This is a genomic window from Pyxidicoccus trucidator (assembly GCF_010894435.1).
Lineage (GTDB): Bacteria > Myxococcota > Myxococcia > Myxococcales > Myxococcaceae > Myxococcus > Myxococcus trucidator.
Genome location: NZ_JAAIXZ010000014.1, coordinates 105704 through 120871 on the forward strand (window position 1 = coordinate 105704; position 15168 = coordinate 120871).

At 71.8% G+C, this 15168-nt stretch carries 10 protein-coding genes; 7 read left to right on the forward strand and 3 right to left on the reverse strand.

The window, feature by feature from the left end:
- Positions 1-35: 35 nt before the first annotated feature.
- Entirely contained in the window at positions 36-2942 is a 2907-nt protein-coding gene (locus tag G4D85_RS33160; protein ID WP_164018073.1) for a carboxypeptidase regulatory-like domain-containing protein, read from the reverse strand.
- Positions 2943-3091: 149 nt separating this feature from the next.
- Between G4D85_RS33160 and G4D85_RS33165 the strand changes: the two genes are divergently transcribed.
- From G4D85_RS33165 to G4D85_RS33185, 5 genes are all read left to right on the forward strand, one after another.
- On the forward strand, positions 3092-3670 hold the full coding sequence (locus tag G4D85_RS33165; protein WP_164018074.1) for an ArsR/SmtB family transcription factor: 579 nt from the start codon (positions 3092-3094) through the stop codon (positions 3668-3670).
- Complete coding sequence (locus G4D85_RS33170; protein WP_164018075.1) at positions 3667-4443, forward strand: SRPBCC family protein; 777 nt, start codon at positions 3667-3669, stop codon at positions 4441-4443. Before G4D85_RS33165 ends, G4D85_RS33170 begins: the two co-directional genes overlap by 4 nt.
- Positions 4444-4509: 66 nt before the next feature.
- Positions 4510-5481, forward strand: coding sequence for a Rieske 2Fe-2S domain-containing protein (locus G4D85_RS33175; RefSeq protein WP_164018076.1), 972 nt, complete (start codon positions 4510-4512; stop codon positions 5479-5481).
- Complete coding sequence (locus tag G4D85_RS33180; RefSeq protein WP_164018077.1) at positions 5465-6385, forward strand: fatty acid desaturase; 921 nt, start codon at positions 5465-5467, stop codon at positions 6383-6385. Before G4D85_RS33175 ends, G4D85_RS33180 begins: the two co-directional genes overlap by 17 nt.
- A gap of 64 nt (positions 6386-6449) precedes the next feature.
- Complete coding sequence (locus G4D85_RS33185; protein ID WP_164018078.1) at positions 6450-7967, forward strand: phosphatase PAP2 family protein; 1518 nt, start codon at positions 6450-6452, stop codon at positions 7965-7967.
- Here G4D85_RS33185 and G4D85_RS33190 read toward each other — a convergent pair.
- Entirely contained in the window at positions 7930-8553 is a 624-nt protein-coding gene (locus G4D85_RS33190) for an SgcJ/EcaC family oxidoreductase (protein ID WP_164018079.1), read from the reverse strand. The genes G4D85_RS33185 and G4D85_RS33190 overlap by 38 nt on opposite strands.
- A 181-nt stretch (positions 8554-8734) precedes the next feature.
- Between G4D85_RS33190 and G4D85_RS33195 the strand changes: the two genes are divergently transcribed.
- Positions 8735-11704: a chemotaxis protein CheB gene (locus G4D85_RS33195; protein WP_164018080.1), complete on the forward strand. Its 2970-nt coding sequence runs from the start codon at positions 8735-8737 to the stop codon at positions 11702-11704.
- 85 nt (positions 11705-11789) lie between these two features.
- Positions 11790-13457, forward strand: coding sequence for an ATP-binding protein (locus G4D85_RS33200; RefSeq protein WP_164018081.1), 1668 nt, complete (start codon positions 11790-11792; stop codon positions 13455-13457).
- Between the two features lies 1 nt (position 13458).
- On the opposite strand, the gene G4D85_RS33205 is transcribed toward G4D85_RS33200, so the two are convergent.
- A complete protein-coding gene (locus G4D85_RS33205) occupies positions 13459-15132 on the reverse strand; it encodes a HEAT repeat domain-containing protein (protein ID WP_164018082.1) in 1674 nt (557 codons plus the stop codon).
- Positions 15133-15168: the final 36 nt, after the last annotated feature.

A 15168-nucleotide genomic window follows, 5' to 3' on the forward strand; every position in this document is an offset into this window, starting at 1 on the left:
GGCGGCGACGCTCTCGCACACCGCCGCTCCACGAGTCACAGCGCGCGGTTGAGGGTGACGGGGGTGGCGCGTCCCTCGCGGAGGATGAGGAGCGTGGCCGGACTGCCCGGCGCGCCCAGCTCACGGTGGCGGGCCTCGCCCGGGTCGTGCACGGAGGCCCCGTCGATGGCCTTCACCACGTCACCCAGGCGCAGTGACGCGGCCGGGCCTCCCTCCGCCAGCCAGCTCACGGTGACGTCGTCCCCGCTCATCGCGAAGTGGAGCCCCAGGCGCCCAGGCTCCACCCGGGCCGGACCCATGCGCCAGTCGCCCAGGTCCTCCGCCTTGCCGGACGTGAGTGTCACCTGCCGGTCCGCGAGCTGCCCACCGCGGCCCCACGCAATGACACGGTGCGGACCCGGCGCGAGGTCCTCCACCCGGAAGCGCCCATCCGCGCCCACCTGCGGCGAGAAGACTCCGTCCACGTCCACGAAGCCGCCCGCGAGGGGCGCACCTGAGGCGTCGACCAGCCGGCCGGAGAGGCTGCCTCCCGCCTCGACGACGAGGTCCACCTGGGCGGTGGCGCCAGCGGTGACGGTGGCCTCCGCCTTCCCGGCGCGGCCGTCCGGCAGCGTGGCGGTGAGGGCCACCCGTCCCGCCACCATGTCCTCGACGACGAAGCGGTCTCCCGCGAAGTCCAGCTCCTGCCGGGTGAGGAAGTCGTCGTCGCTCCGGAGGGCGGTGGCCACCAGCCGGAAGCCCTCGACGGCGCGGCCTCCTCCCGAGCGGACGGTGCCCGTCAGGCGTCCTCCTGCCGTGAGCTGGAGGGTGACGGCCGTGCGCGTCGACGGCACCGAGGGCAGGTCTCCCCGGCGTCCGCCGTTGGTGGCCCAGAAGTGCACCGCGGGCCCGCCGATGGAGTCCGCCACCATCGTCACCTGTCCGGAGGCGTCGGTGACGTCCTCCAGGAGCACCTCGTACTTGCCGGGCTCGCTGCCCATCACCGTGGCGCCGACGCTGGGCGCGCCGTTGGGTTCGAGCACCGTGACGACGATGGGCTTGCTCGGCTCGCTCACCTCCAAATCCACGCGCTTCGAGCCTCCGGCCTCCAGCTCCACGACCTTCTCCTGGTCGCTATTCTGGCTGGCGGAGTCCGCCATCCAGGCGGTGAGCGTGTAGCGGCCCGCGCGTACTCGCATCGACCAGGCGCCGTCGGGAGTGGCCGCGACCTTCACGGCCTCGGTGTAGGGGGCGCCCGCCCGCAGGGCGGAGACGGTGACGGGCTTCGGGGGCACCCGGCCTCCCCGGAGCCGGACGGTGCCTTCGAGCAGGCCCTCCCCGGTGAGCTGGAGGCGGACGCGGCTCGTCTCTCCCGGGAGGACCTTCACTGGCTCGCGGACATGCGTCTCGCTGCCGGGGCGGCGGGCCGCGACATACACCTCTCCCGGGGGCATCCCTTCGAGGACGAAGCCGCCCTGCGCATCCGTCACCGTGACGAGCGCGCCCTCCAGCGGCGCCATGCGCCAGCGCGTCTCCGGGGTGACCTGGATGCCCGCCAGGGGCTTCGCGTCCCCGTCCACCACCGTGCCCTCGATGCGACCGTGCGCGGACAGCTCGGCAAGCAGGTCGAAACGCTGGCCGTCCAGCACGCTCACTCCGCTCCGCATCAGTGTCTTGAAGCCCCGGGCCCGCACCGTCACCGAGTACAGCCCCGGCGCGAGCGCTCCCGCTTCGAACCGTCCGTCCGCTCCGGAGACGGCGCTGGCGACCTCGGCCTGGGTGTCGTCCAGGCTGAAGGTGAGGGCGCCCGGGGTGATGGAGATGTTCGCACCGCCGATGGGCTCACCCGAGCCCTTGCGCCGCACGAGGCCTGTGAGTGAGGCCGCTGCCCCCAGGCGGATGCGGACGTCGCGGGCCGTCATTCCCGCACCCACCACGACTCGCGACGGTGCCGCGCCCGTCAGCGCTCCCTGGCTCGCGGAGACCTGGTACACGCCGGGGGAAACGTCGAGCGAGAAGCCTCCGCCCTCGCTGGTGTCGGTCTGCACGGCGTCTCCCGTGCCGGAGGCGACCACCCGTGCCCCGAGGGCCGGCTCTCCGTCGGGCAGCTCCACGAACCCCTCGAGGAAGGCCGAGCCCTCCAGCTCGACGGTGAGCCCGGAGGAGGGCACGTGCACACGCCCGAGCCGCTTCGGCGCGCGCCCCGGCGCCCGGGCGTCCAGCTGGTACTCGCCCGGCGCCAGTCCCTGGAAGCGGAAGTCGCCGCGGCCGTCACTGGTGGTGGCGTGCTGCTCCTCCTCCGGCATCGACGCCCCCATCCACAGCGCGGTGGGCTGCACGACGTCATGGCGGGACGAGCGCGGCGTCAACGTGAGCTCCACCAGCGGTACGGGGGTCCGCGAGCCCCGCTCCACGGTGGCGCCTTCGAGAAGGACTCCCGCGTCGAGCATGAGCCGCACCGAAGTCAGGGCTTCGCCTCGGGGCCGGGTGACGTGGGCTCGCGCGATGGCGAGGCCGTCCGCCCGGGCGGTGACGAGGTAGTGCCCCGGTCTCGCGGGGAGCACGACGACTCCCGCCGCATCGGTGACGCCGGTGCCCGCCACGAACCAGTCGGGCCGTCCCGCGCGGGAAGCAACGAGCTCCCGGAGGTAGAGCGTCACCCGCGCTCCCGCCCGTGGCCCCGAGGCGGTGAGCACCTCGGTGCGAAGGGTGCCTTCCTCCTCGCGCATCGGCTCCGCGATGCGCGGGGTTCCGTCTTTCGCGAGGTCGCCGGGCGTCGCGCCACGCTGCGCATCGCCGCCTGCGTCGTTCTGGAGAGCGGGGCTCCGAGGCGCCGACGTCGAGGCCGTCTGGGCGGGCCCGGGTGACGCCGGGCCGCCGCTGTCCGTGCCGCCAGCCCACCAGAGCCCGAGGCCAGCGAGGACCGCCACCACAGCCACCAGAGCGAGTGTCTTCCGTCTCATTCCAGCTCCCGAAGCCAACCGTCATCGGATGGCGCGTAGGACAGCAGGCCGGTTGCTCCGGATCCAGCCCACCCCCGACAAAGTCCGTGGCCCACCGACAAACTTTCTTTGTCTTGACCAAGGAAGTTTGTCGGCGTTAGAAGTCGGGCATGGCGAAGGACAGCAGCGCGGCGAAGGCCCGGCCCATGCGGGCGCGCATCCTGGAGCGGCTCGCGACGCCCACCACGGCGGCGGCGCTCTCGCGCGAGCTGGACACGTCGCGGCAGAAGGTGGGCTACCACCTGCGCGAGCTGGAGCAGCAGGGCCTGGTCGAGCTGGTCGAGGAGCGCCGCAAGGGCAACGTGGTGGAGCGGCTGGTGAAGGCCAGCTCGCGCGCGTACCTCGTGTCCGCCGAGGCGCTGGCCTCGCTGGCCCCGGACCCCGCCGCCGCGGTGGACCGCTTCTCGTCGGCCTACCTCATCGCCGTCGCGGCCCGGAGCGTGAGGGAGGTGGCCACCCTGCGAGAGCGCGCGCAGCAGGCGGGCAAGACGCTGCCGACCTTCTCCCTCCAGGCCGACGTGCGCTTCGCCAACGCGAAGGCACGACATGCCTTCGCCGAGGAGCTGGCGGACACCGTCGGCCGCCTCGTCGCCCGCTACCACGATGAAAGAGTCGAGGGAGGGCGCCACTACCGCCTCTTCCTCGGCGTCCACCCCGCAGCCGCCCCCGAGAAGGAGAGCCCCGAGTGAGCCAGGAGAAGACGCGCAGTCTCGAGAAGCAGGTGAAGATCAAGGCCCCTCGCGACGCCGTCTGGCGCGCGATTACCGAGGCCGACCAGATTGTCCGCTGGTTCGCGCTCGACGCGAAGGTGAAGCCGGGCGTCGGCGGCTTCGTGTGGCTGAGCTGGCCGGGCATGGCGGGCGAGGAGCGCATCGACGTCTGGGAGCAGGGGACGCACTTCCGGACGAGCAACCCCGCCCGGCCTCAAGTCGCCACCGACTGGTACGTGGAAGGCGAGGGCGGTGAGACGACGCTCCGGCTCGTGCACTCCGGCTTTGGCGAGGGCGCGGACTGGGATGCCGAGTACGACTCGCTGGACCGCGGCTGGTCCGTGTTCTTCCAGAACCTCAAGCACATGCTGGAGCGGCATCCGGGCGCTCCCGGGCAGCAGGTGATGGTGCCCGTGCCAGTGGGGAACGTCGGACTGGAACAGGCGTGGCAGTGCCTGCTGGGGCCGGGCGTGCTCGGCCTGGAGCGCACCGGCGAGCGGACCTTCAAGGCCCGCTCCGTCACGGGCGAGGCGCTGGAAGGGGAGGTGGACCTGTGGATGCCGCCTCGTGCGCTCGGCATCACCGTGAAGAACTGGAACGACGCGCGCTTCACCGTGGACATCAACGGGTGCGACGGCGAGGTGCGGGTCTGGGTCTGCCTGCTCACCTGGGGGCTGGATGCTCCCGCCGTCGAGGCGCTCCGCTCCCGGTGGCAGCCCGCGCTGGAAGGAATGTTCCGTCCCGCGGCGTGAGCGCGCGCTGACAGACAGTCACGGTGTGGGTGGCCACCGGAGGGCCCCGTCCGATAGCCTCTCCGCATGGCGGTGAATGTCGTGGCGTGGGCGGATCCGGTCCGTCAACCCGAGCTGGGACGGCTCCGGGCGTGGCACCTCGTGTGCCCGTCCGAGTCGCTCCGGCGCGGGCAGGTGATGGGCTGGAGTCTCGGCGGGCGGGAGCTGGTCCTCTTCCGGGGACAGGGCGGCGGCGTGCATGCGCTGTCCGCCCACTGCGCCCACATGGGCACCCACCTCGCGGGCGGCACCGTGGTGGGGGACTGCCTCCGCTGCCCGCTGCACCACTGGCGCTTCGACGGCAGCGGCGCCTGTCAGGCCGACGTGGGCGCCAGGTCCGGGCAGCGGCCGTTCCCCGTGGTGGAGCGCTTTGGCGCCATCCTCGTCTTCAACGGGCCGGTGGTCCTCTGTCCACCGCCGGAGCTCGGCGCCGCGGACCTGATGTGGCGTGCCGGGCCCGCCGTCACCGTGCGCTGTGACTGGCTGCCCGTCCTGGCCAACTCCTTCGACATCGAGCACCTGCGCACCGTGCACCACCGCGAGCTGCGGGAGGCTCCGGTGGTGGAGCGGCCGGACCCGTTCACCCTGCGCCTGCGCTACACCTCGCGCGTCACCGGCTCCGGGCCGAGTGACTGGCTGATGAAGACGCTGTCCGGCAACCGCATCGGCGTCACCATTACGCTGCACGGCGGGACGCTCCTCTCCGTGGAGAGCGACCTGGGACGGACGCGGAGCGCCCTGGTCGCCGGCTTCCGTAAGACGCCCGAGGGCCTGTCCGTGCGGCTGGCCTTCGCCGCGCGCCGGGGACGGGTTCCGGGGATGGACAGGCTGTCGCTCGCGGTGTCCCGGTGGCTCTTCACGTCCTTCCTGCGGCGGGACTTGTCCGTGCTCCATGACATGCGCTTCAACGCGGTCGGCGCCGCGGAGGACCCCGTCCTGAAGCAGTTGTTGGACTTCACCGCCAGCCTGCCCGAGGACCGCGATGACGAGCGAGGGTAGGGACACGTCCATCCCCGCCACCCTCAACGTCGTGCTCCTGGCCTCCGCGCTCACCGTGGGCGCCGGGTGCCTGTGGCTGGCCTCGCACGCGGACACGTGGGCCGTGCGGCTGCTGGCGGCCGTGGGGTTCTCCTTCGTGAACAACACCGTGTTCTCGCTGCTCCACGAGGCGACGCACGGGGTGCTCCACCCATCGCGCCGGGTGAATGACGGGCTCGGGCGCGTGGCGGCGGCGCTGTTTCCGACGTCCTTCACCATGCAGCGGGCCTTCCACCTCAACCACCACCGCCACAACCGGACGCGGCTGGAGCAGTTCGACTACTTCCGGCCCGGGGACAACCGCTTCCTGAAGCGCGCGCAGTGGTACTCCATCCTCAGCGGCCTCTACTGGCTCTTCGTGCCGGTGGGCGCGGTGGCCTTCGCGCTCGTTCCGGGGTTGCTGCATCGGCTGCGCGGCACCGGCACCCGCTATGGCGAGCAGACCGGCGCGGACGCGTACCTGGGCCGTCTGGAGGATGCGCCTGGCGCCGCCATCCGCTGGGAGGTGCTGCTGGCGGTGGCAGTGCAGGCCGGGCTCATGGTGGCGCTGGACCTGTCCGTGACGGGGTGGGCGCTGTGCTACGCGGCCTTCGCGGTCAACTGGAGCGGGCTCCAGTACGCGGACCATGCGTGGTCTCCGCTGCACGTCCGAGATGGGGCGTGGGACTTGCGGGTGGCCGCGCCCGTGCGGTGGCTGTTCCTCAACTACCACTACCACCGCGCGCACCACCGGCATCCCCATGTGCCGTGGCTGCACCTGGAGCGCTACGTGGATTCGAGTGTGCCCCGTCCGTCGTACCTTCGCGTCTGGCTGTCCATGTGGCGCGGGCCCCGGCCGCTGCCCGTCACGGTGGAGGAGCCATGAGCCAGCGCTCAGTGCTGTTCGGTCTGCCCCAGCGCAGGCCGCTTCCCGCTTCGGTGGAAACACGATGAGCCCGCGCCCCGCCTTGTTCGGCCTGCCCCGCCGGGAGGAGCTGGTCCTCACCGGCTCGCTCACCGTGGGCTTCGCGCTGTTCTTCCTCGCCGTGTACGGCGGCGCGAGCTGGGTGACGGGCTTCTATTCCGGCGGCCTCCGCGTGGAGCTGCCGTTCGAGCGGCACATCCCGTTCGTCCCCGCGTGGGCGGCGGTCTACGTGAGCATGGACGTGCTGCTGCTGCTGTCGCTGCTCGTCTTCCGCACGTGGCGGGACATGGTGCCCTTCGCGCTCGCGCTGTGCGTGGAGACGGTGGTGGGCGCGGTGGGCTTCCTGGTGCTGCCCGTGGAGGTCGCCTGGCCCGCTCGCGTCGTGCACGGCGGCTGGGCCGAGGTCTTCTTCCTGGCCGACACGATGAACCTGGAGCGCAACTACCTGCCGTCGCTCCACGTGGCCTTCGCGTGCACCGCCGCGCTGGCATATGCGGAGCGCTCGGGCTGGCTGGCGCGGACGGTGTTCGGGCTGTGGGCGGCGGGCATCGCCGCGTCCACGCTGCTCATCCACGAGCACCACCTGGTGGACGTGGTGGCGGGCGCGCTATTGGCCTGGTGGACGTGGCGGCTCGTCGCGCCCCGGGCCCGCCGTGAGGACTTCTTGAATGCGCTCCACGTGGAGGCGCTCTGTGCCCGGGAGCTGTTCCGCTTCTCCCGGCGGCACCTGCGCTACGCGCTGATTGCCCTGGCGCTCTATCGCTACTCGCTGGGCCGGTGGTGGCGCGCCGCGCGGGTGGCCCGGGTGGGGTTCTGCTTCCTCCAGCTCGTGGACGACGTGCTGGACGGAGACCGGCGCATCGAGGGCGAGCCGCTCGACTGGGTGGACGCGCTCCTGGTGGAGCTGGAGACGGGGCGCGCGCAGGACACCGGGACGGCGGCCACGCTGGGACGGGTGCTGCTGGCCAGTCTGGAAGACCGGGAGGCGCGGGGGCACGTCTTCCAGCTCATGCGCACCATGCGCGCGGACCGGGAGCGGGTGCTCGGGCGGCGGTGGCTCGGCGCCGAGGCGCTCCGTGCGCAGCACCGGGACACGTTCCGGCTCTCCGTGGACCTGATGCTGCACGTGGCCGGGGCGGGAGTGCGTGCCTCGGATGCTCCGGCGCTCATCGACGCGTTCGGCTGGTGCTCCAGCCTGCGAGACCTGCGCGAGGACCTGGCGCAGGGGCTCTACAACGTGCCGGCCGAGGTGGCGGAGGAGGTGAGGACCGAGGGGGCGGACCCTTCGGACTGCGACGCGCTGCTCGCGTCGGCCGCCGGGCGCGCGTGGGTGGTGGGGGAGTACGCCCGTGCTCGCACGCTGTTGGATTGCTGCTCGGTGGAGCTGGCCGCCCTCGAAGGGCGCGCCGGGGTGCCACTGCTGCGGCTGTTTCACCGCTCCATCGAGAGCTTCTGGGCGAAGCGGCTCCCCCGCCGCATGCCCTTCCTTCGCGACGCGGCCCGGCTCAGGCCGTGGCCTTCCGGCGCCGCGTCCGGCCGATGACGAAGCCGGCGAGGAGCGCGCCAATCGCAACGATGGAGAGCAGCCCCGCCCCGTAGTTCTTCATCTTCGAGAGCAGCGGGTTGTCGAACACGTTGGTGGAGTAGTGGAAGGCGGCGATGAGCCAGCGGTCGCCCTCGCGCACCATGGTGCACGTCCACCGGCTGTCGATGACGATGTCCGTGCCGTCCGTGAGCACGTAGTGGTCCTTGGACGAGCCCCGGGCGATGCCGGTGTTGCCGTAGAGGCGGGTGAGGTCATCCACCTCGAACTTCGCGGTGACCTTCTCCACCACGCGGTTCGGCCCGCGCATCATCTCGTCGTAGTAGGCGCGGATGGCCTCCTTGCCCACGCGCACGTCGTTGTTCATGGTGGTGAAGACGACGTCCGGGTGCAGGTGCGTCAGCATCCGGTCCACGTCCTGCTTGTTGAGCGCGTCCTCCATGTCCTGCTTGAGGGCTCGCAGTGCGATGTGCGTGGCCTCCACGTCCGGAGGCGCGCCACCGGGCGCGGCGGCCTCCTGGGCCAGGACGGGCGCCGAGAGGAACGAGAGCAGCAACGCCACCACACAGCCGAGGGTCCGCGTCATGAAGGCTCCGGAAGAAGGCAGGGCTGCCCGGCAGGCAGGTCCGCACGCGTTATGGCACACCTGCGTCAGCGTGCTCACCTGAAGGAGTCGGGTTCGCGCAGTCACGCCGGGAGCCCGGCGCGTATGCTGCGCCCACGGACGGTCGCCAGGCCTCGCCGGACACCGCACCCCGGAGCGCCCCTTGAGCAGCCGCAAGCCAGTGAAGAAGAAGGGCCGCGCAGCTCCCGCCACGTCCAGGCGCACCCGTCGCAAGGCCCCCGCGGAAGGCGTCCCCGTGGTGGGAATCGGCGCCTCCGCCGGCGGGCTGGAGGCCTTTCGCGAGCTGCTGCGCTACCTGCCGAGACAGTCGGGAATGGCCTTCGTGCTGGTGCAGCACCTGTCACCCACCCACGAGAGCAACCTGACGGTCCTGCTGGCGCGGGTCAGTCCCCTGCCCATCGTCGAGGCGAGCGACGGCCAGAAAGTCCAGGCCGACCACGTCTATGTCATTCCGCCCGCGGTGCTCCCCTCGCTCCAGGACGGCAGGCTGCGGCTCGTCCCCCGTCCGCATGGCCCGGGGCTACCCCGGACCATCGACCATTTCCTGGGCTCGCTCGCACGCGAGCAGGGCCCCCGGGCCGTGGGGGTCATCCTCTCGGGGACGGGCTCGGACGGCACCCAGGGGATGAAGGCCATCCAGGACGCCGGAGGCATCACCCTGGCCCAGGCCCCGGACTCCGCGCGCTTCCCGGGCATGTCCCAGAGCGCGTCGGCCGAGGGCGCCGTCGGTCGCGCGCTGCCGCTGAAGGAACTCGGGCAGGCCCTCCTGTTCCTGCGCCAGCCTCCGGAGGCGCCGCTGCCCACCTCCGTTTCCGCCGAACCGGACTTCTCGAGCGAGCCCGAGGCGCTGGGACAGCTCTTTGGCCGGCTGAAGGTCGCCACCGGCGTGGACTTCGCCCAGTACAAGCCGACGACCATCTTCCGCCGCCTGTCGCGGCGGATGGCCCAGTGCGGGATGGAGCGGCTCTCCGACTACGTCACCTGGATGGACGCACACCCCGCGGAAATGGACGCGCTCCGGCAGGATCTGCTCATCCACGTCACGAGCTTCTTCCGGGACCCGGAGTCCTTCCAGTCACTCAAGCTCGACCTCATCCCCGAGCTGCTCCACAGGCACTCTCCGGACGAGCCGCTGCGCGTGTGGGTGCCCGGCTGTGCCACCGGGGAGGAGGCCTACTCCATCGCCATCTGCTTCCTGGAGGTCCTGGCCACGGTGCCCTCGCCACCGGGGCTCCAGGTGTTCGCCACCGACCTGAGCGAGGCCGCCATTGAGAGCGCCCGCGCCGGCGTCTACCCGGAGTCCATCTCCGAGCACGTCTCGCCCGAGCGCCTCCGCCGCTTCTTCGTCCAGGCCCCCGGCGGCTATCAGGTCGCCAAGCCGGTGAGGAGCGTGTGCGTCTTCGCCCGGCAGGACGTGGTGAGCAATCCGCCCTTCTCACGGCTGGACCTCATCAGCTGCCGCAACGTCTTCATCTACCTGGGCCCCGCACTGCAGCGGAAGGTGCTGGCCACGCTCCACTACGCGCTCAAGCCGAGGGGCTTCCTGCTGCTCGGCTCCTCGGAGTCGGTGGGCGCCGCGGCCGACTTGTTCTCCCTGCACGAGAAGGGGCACAAGACCTATCGCAAGAAGGCCGTCGCCTCCCGCGCGGGGTCCTTCCTTCCCCCAAGGGAGCCACGGGCCCATCCGCACGACGGACTGCTGCTCGCCCGCGAGCCGATGCTGGCGCCGCCCGACCCGCAGCGGGAAGCGGACCGCATCGTCCTGGCCCACTACGGGCCGCCCGGCGTCATCGTCAACGACGAGCTGGAGATCGTGAACTTCCGCGGCCACACCGGGGACTACCTCGAGCCGCTGCCGGGCGCGGCGAGCCTCCAGCTCCTGAAGATGGCGCGCGAGGACCTCACGCTGGAGCTGCGCACCGCGGTGAGACAGGCGAAGCGGCAGGGCAGCCGCGTGCGCCGCGAGCGCGTCCGCCTGACCGAGGGAAAGCGCGAGCGGCGGGTCAACATCGACGTGCGCCCGCTGCGGGCCTCCTCCGGCACCCGCGAGCGCTACTTCCTCATCCTCTTCGAGGAGGTCCACGAGCCGGCTCCCGCCCCCAGGGCCACGCGAGGTCGGAAGGCGTCGCCCAGGGACGCCTCGGAAGCGGACTCACTGCGCGAGGAGCTGGCCACCACGCGCGAGCACCTCCAGGCGCTCCTGGACGACCAGGAGACCGCGCACGAGGAGCTGCGCGCCGCCAGCGAGGAGGCGCAGTCCTCCAACGAGGAGCTGCAGAGCACCAACGAGGAGCTGGAGACGACCAAGGAGGAGCTGCAGGCCACCAACGAGGAGCTGACCACCGTCAACGAGGAGCTGGAGAACCGCAACGCGGAGCTGAGCCAGGTCAACAGCGACCTGAACAACCTGCTGGGCAGCGCCCACATCGCCACCGTCATGGTGGGCAGCGACTTGCGCATCCGCCGCTTCACTCCCATGGCGGAGTCGGTGCTGAAGCTGTCATCCGGAGACCTGGGCCGTCCGTTGCGGGACCTCAAGTCCCCGCTGTTCCCCGCGGACCTGGGAGCGGCCATCGCCGAGGTGACAGAGACGCTCGTCACCACCGAGCGCGAGGTCCAGGACGCCGGGGGGCGCTGGTTCCAGCTCCGGCTGCGCCCCTACAAGACGGCGGACAGGCGCATCGACGGCGCGGTGATGACGGTGCTGGATATCGACAGGCTCAAGCGCAGCCTGGACGAAGCCCGGCAGGCGAGGGAGCTGGCGCAGGCCATCCTGGACACGCAGCGAGAGCCGTTCCTCCTCCTGGACCCCTCGCTGCGCGTGGTCTCCGCCAACCCCGCCTTCTACCAGGCGTTCCAGGTGACGCGGGAGCAGACGGAGGGCCACCGCGTCTACGACCTGGGCAACGGCCAGTGGAACATCTTCCGGCTTCGCGAGCTCCTGGAGGAGCTCCTCCCCCGGGACTTGCAGCTGCGGGACTTCTCCGTGGAGCACGTCTTCGAGCACATCGGCGCGAAGCGGATGCTCCTCAACGCCCGGAAGCTCGTCGGCGATGCCTCGCGCCCGGGGCGGATTCTCCTGTCCATCGAGGATGTCACGGGCAGGACGTAGTGCGGCCGGGATCGCTCCCGGCGGATGGCACTCGGGGGCAGGTGAGAGTACACCGGTAGCGGGTGTTCCTGCCCTGGGGGGATGGATGAGCCATTTCGCACAGATGTCCAAGGCGGATTTGGTTCGCGCCCTTGAGAAGCTGGAGCCGGTGCGGGTCGCTCGGGACGCGCTGACCGCCACGGTGCAGGAGCTGCAACGCCACCAGATAGAGCTGGAGATGCAGAACCGCGCGCTGCGTGAAGCCCAGCAGGCGCTGGAGCAGTCCCACCACCGCTACGTGGACCTCTATGACTTCGCCCCCGTGGCGTATCTCACCCTGGACGCGCGGGCCTGCATCCAGGAGCTGAACCTCACGGCGGCGGCGATGTTGGAGCGGGAGCGCCCCCAGCTCCTGGGCCAGCCCTTCACGCCCTTCGTCGAGGGGGCGGACTCGGCCCGGTTCCTCCAGCACGTGCGCCACTGCGCGGTGGAGGGGAAGGTGGGGAGCCTGGAGGTGAGGCTGCGCCTCGCGGGGAGCCGGGCGGAGGTCCGGCTGCACACCGCGCCCTTTCCGAGCGGAGCGCCGCAAGGCGGCCAGGTGTGCCGGGTGGCCCTGGTCGACCTCACCGAGCTGCGCGAAGCGCAGTCCCGGCTGGAGCTCGCCGAGCGGCTGGCGTCGCTGGGCACGCTGGCGGCAGGGGTGGCGCACGAGCTGAACAACCCCCTGGCCTTCATTGGCCAGTGCCTGGAGCTGGCCCGCCTCCGGATGGGGGAGCGCACCGCCGGGGCCGTGGAGAAGGAGGTCCAGGAGCTGCTGGTGGACGCGGCCGTGGGCACCGAGCAGCTGCGCTCCATCGTCCGCGACCTGCACACCTTCGCCCGCGCGGAGGAGGAACGTCAGGAGCGGGTGGACGTGCGCGAGGTGCTGGGGCGCTCCGTCCGGATGGCCCAGGGGGAGATCCGCCATCGCGCGAGGCTCGTTCGGGACGAGACGGAGGTGTCGCGGGTGCTGGCCAACGAGGGCCGGCTGGGGCAGGTGTTCCTCAACCTGCTGGTGAACGCGGCGCGTGCGATTCCTGTGGGAAATGCGAGTCAGCATGAGATTCGCGTCGTCATCCGGGATGAGCCGGGCTCGGTGGTGGTGGAGGTGCGCGACACCGGCCAGGGCATTCCGCCGGAGCGGCTGGAGCGCATCTTCGACCCCTTCTTCACCACCCGGCCGGAGGGCCAGGGGTTGGGGCTGGGGCTCAGCATCAGCCACAGCCTGGTGACGCGCATGGGCGGTGAACTCACGGTGGAGAGCGAGCCGGGACTCGGCAGCCTCTTCCGCGTCCGGCTGCCGGCGGCGCCCGCCGTGTCCGGCCCGCCTGCCCAGCTGCCTTCACCCCGCCTCCCGAAGCGGCCCACCCGGAGGGGACGCATCCTCATCGTGGATGATGAGCCGAAGCTGGTCCTGACGCTGGGGATGCTGCTGGAGGAGGAGCATGACGTGACGCGCTCCCTGAAGGCCCGCGAGGCCCTGGAGTGCATCCAGGCGGGGCCTCCGTTCGATGTCATCCTCTGTGACTTGATGATGCCGGAGATGACCGGCGAGCAGCTCTTCGAGGCCGTGTCCGTCGCGGTTCCCGAGCAGGCACTCAGGATGGTCTTCATGACGGGCGGGGCCTTCACGGACGGGGCCCAGCGCTTCCTGGAGCAGGTGAAGAACCCGCGGCTCATCAAGCCCTTCCGCGTGGACGAGCTGGAGGCGGTGCTCGCGCGGGTGATGGGTTGAGTCACGAGGTCGGGAGGGCCTTCCCGTCGCGGGCCCGCAGCGCGTCCGCGAGGCGGACCGTGTCCTTCACGGGATCCCATGTGCCCAGGGCCCAGGGCAACACCTCGTCCAGGATGGCCTGCCGGAGCTCCCTCGTCGCCTGGTGGGGCTGGAGCGGCGTGGGGGACTCCTGGCTTCCGCCCAGGGCCCAGGTGATGACGGACTCGCGGCTGAGCGCGCGGCTCGCGGCGTAGACGCACGAGGCGAGAGCGCCTCCCTCGCTCTCCTCGAGCAGCGCTTGCTGGGAGGAGGCGGGCTCCTCCGAAGGGAGGCAGAGGGTGGCGTACGTCACCGACCAGGCCGCGGAGAAGGCGTCCGGCGAGGACATCTGACTGGGAATGATGTTCCCGTGATGCCGGGCGCTCCGGACGTGGTCCTCGGAGGGCTGACATACCCACCGGTCCATCGCCATGACGGCCCGCCGGGCCCCGTCGTTGCTCGGCTGCTGGTATTCCCACAGCCCCAGCACCCGGCGCGCGGCGGCCAGGGCGACACGAACGGTCAGCTCGGGGCCGAGCTCCCGCAGCCCCGCGGCCCAGTGCGCGACGCTCTTCGCCGGGGCCTCGGAGGGCTCCCGGGGTGGCGGCAGCGCTCGTAGCAGCGCCGTGACGCGTGGGTCCTGGACCTGCCCCGGGGCGAGGGCTGGCGCACGGCGGCGGAGCACGTCGCGGGCGATGTCGTCGATGGCCGCGTCCACGTAGGGGGCCAGAAGGGAGAGGGCCGTCAGCTCGAGGAGCCCTGGAATGGCGGGCAGGCCCCGCACGCCCAGCCGGCCGAGGGTGAGCAGCGCACGCAGCCCCTCCTCGCGCCGACTCAGCAATACGAAGAAGGCGTCCCGCTGTCCCAGGCGCGCATCCTCGGGTCGGTTCTCCGCCGCCTTCCGGGCCAGCTCCAGCAGCAGGGGAATGGCTCGCACCGGCTCCAGCGTCGCGAGGATTCGCAGCGCTTCGAGGCGGTTGGCGTCGTCCAGGATGGACTGCTCCTCCAGGGCCGTGACGACCTCCGCGTCACCCGGGAAGCGGCCCAGCAACTGGAGGGCATTGCGGCGCGCGTGCGGGTCGGAGTCCTCCAGCCGCGTCAGTGCCACGCTCCGCACGACGTCGGGCAGGGGGCCGTCGACCACCGCCAGCGCCTGCGCGGCCAGGCTCCTTAGCCGCGCGTCATGCTTGTCCTGGAGGCAGGGGAGGAGAGCGCGGAGGGCGGCGGCGGTGGCGCGGGGGCGCATCCGGATGAGCACCGTGAGCGCCATCCACCGCACGCGCGCGCTCGGCAGGCGCAGCGCCTCCAGGAGAGCGGGGACCGCGCACGTGGGCAGGGGCTCGAGACGTCCGAGCGTCTCGATGCACTGCGCGCGGACGCTCGCGTCCGCCTTCGGCGGGACGTCCAGCCTCGGCGTCCGCAGCGTGTCCACGAGCGCCGGCACCGCCCCCAGCCCGGCTTCGAGCACGCGCCCCACGGCTTCGCTGGAGTCGAACCACCGCGCGCGCACCTGGGCGAAGTCGGCAATCCACTCGCGCACCGTCCTGCCCTCCATCCGGAAGCCCGAGTGCACCAGGGCGGCATCCAGGCGTCGGAGGGAGGCGAGGTCGTCCGGCCGGGCCCCGCGCCGTGTCTCTTCGAGGTCGTCGTCGCGCATGAGGGGCCACCTCCCGAGGGCAGGGACGTCCGCTGG

Coding starts and splice junctions, on each gene's coding strand:
- G4D85_RS33160 (WP_164018073.1), bottom strand. CDS start 2,942: ATGAGACGGAAGACACTCGCTCTGGTGGCTGTGGTGGCGGTCCTCGCT.
- G4D85_RS33165 (WP_164018074.1), top strand. CDS start 3,092: ATGGCGAAGGACAGCAGCGCGGCGAAGGCCCGGCCCATGCGGGCGCGC.
- G4D85_RS33175 (WP_164018076.1), top strand. CDS start 4,510: ATGGCGGTGAATGTCGTGGCGTGGGCGGATCCGGTCCGTCAACCCGAG.
- G4D85_RS33180 (WP_164018077.1), top strand. CDS start 5,465: ATGACGAGCGAGGGTAGGGACACGTCCATCCCCGCCACCCTCAACGTC.
- G4D85_RS33185 (WP_164018078.1), top strand. CDS start 6,450: ATGAGCCCGCGCCCCGCCTTGTTCGGCCTGCCCCGCCGGGAGGAGCTG.
- G4D85_RS33190 (WP_164018079.1), bottom strand. CDS start 8,553: ATGACGCGGACCCTCGGCTGTGTGGTGGCGTTGCTGCTCTCGTTCCTC.
- G4D85_RS33200 (WP_164018081.1), top strand. CDS start 11,790: ATGAGCCATTTCGCACAGATGTCCAAGGCGGATTTGGTTCGCGCCCTT.
- G4D85_RS33205 (WP_164018082.1), bottom strand. CDS start 15,132: ATGCGCGACGACGACCTCGAAGAGACACGGCGCGGGGCCCGGCCGGAC.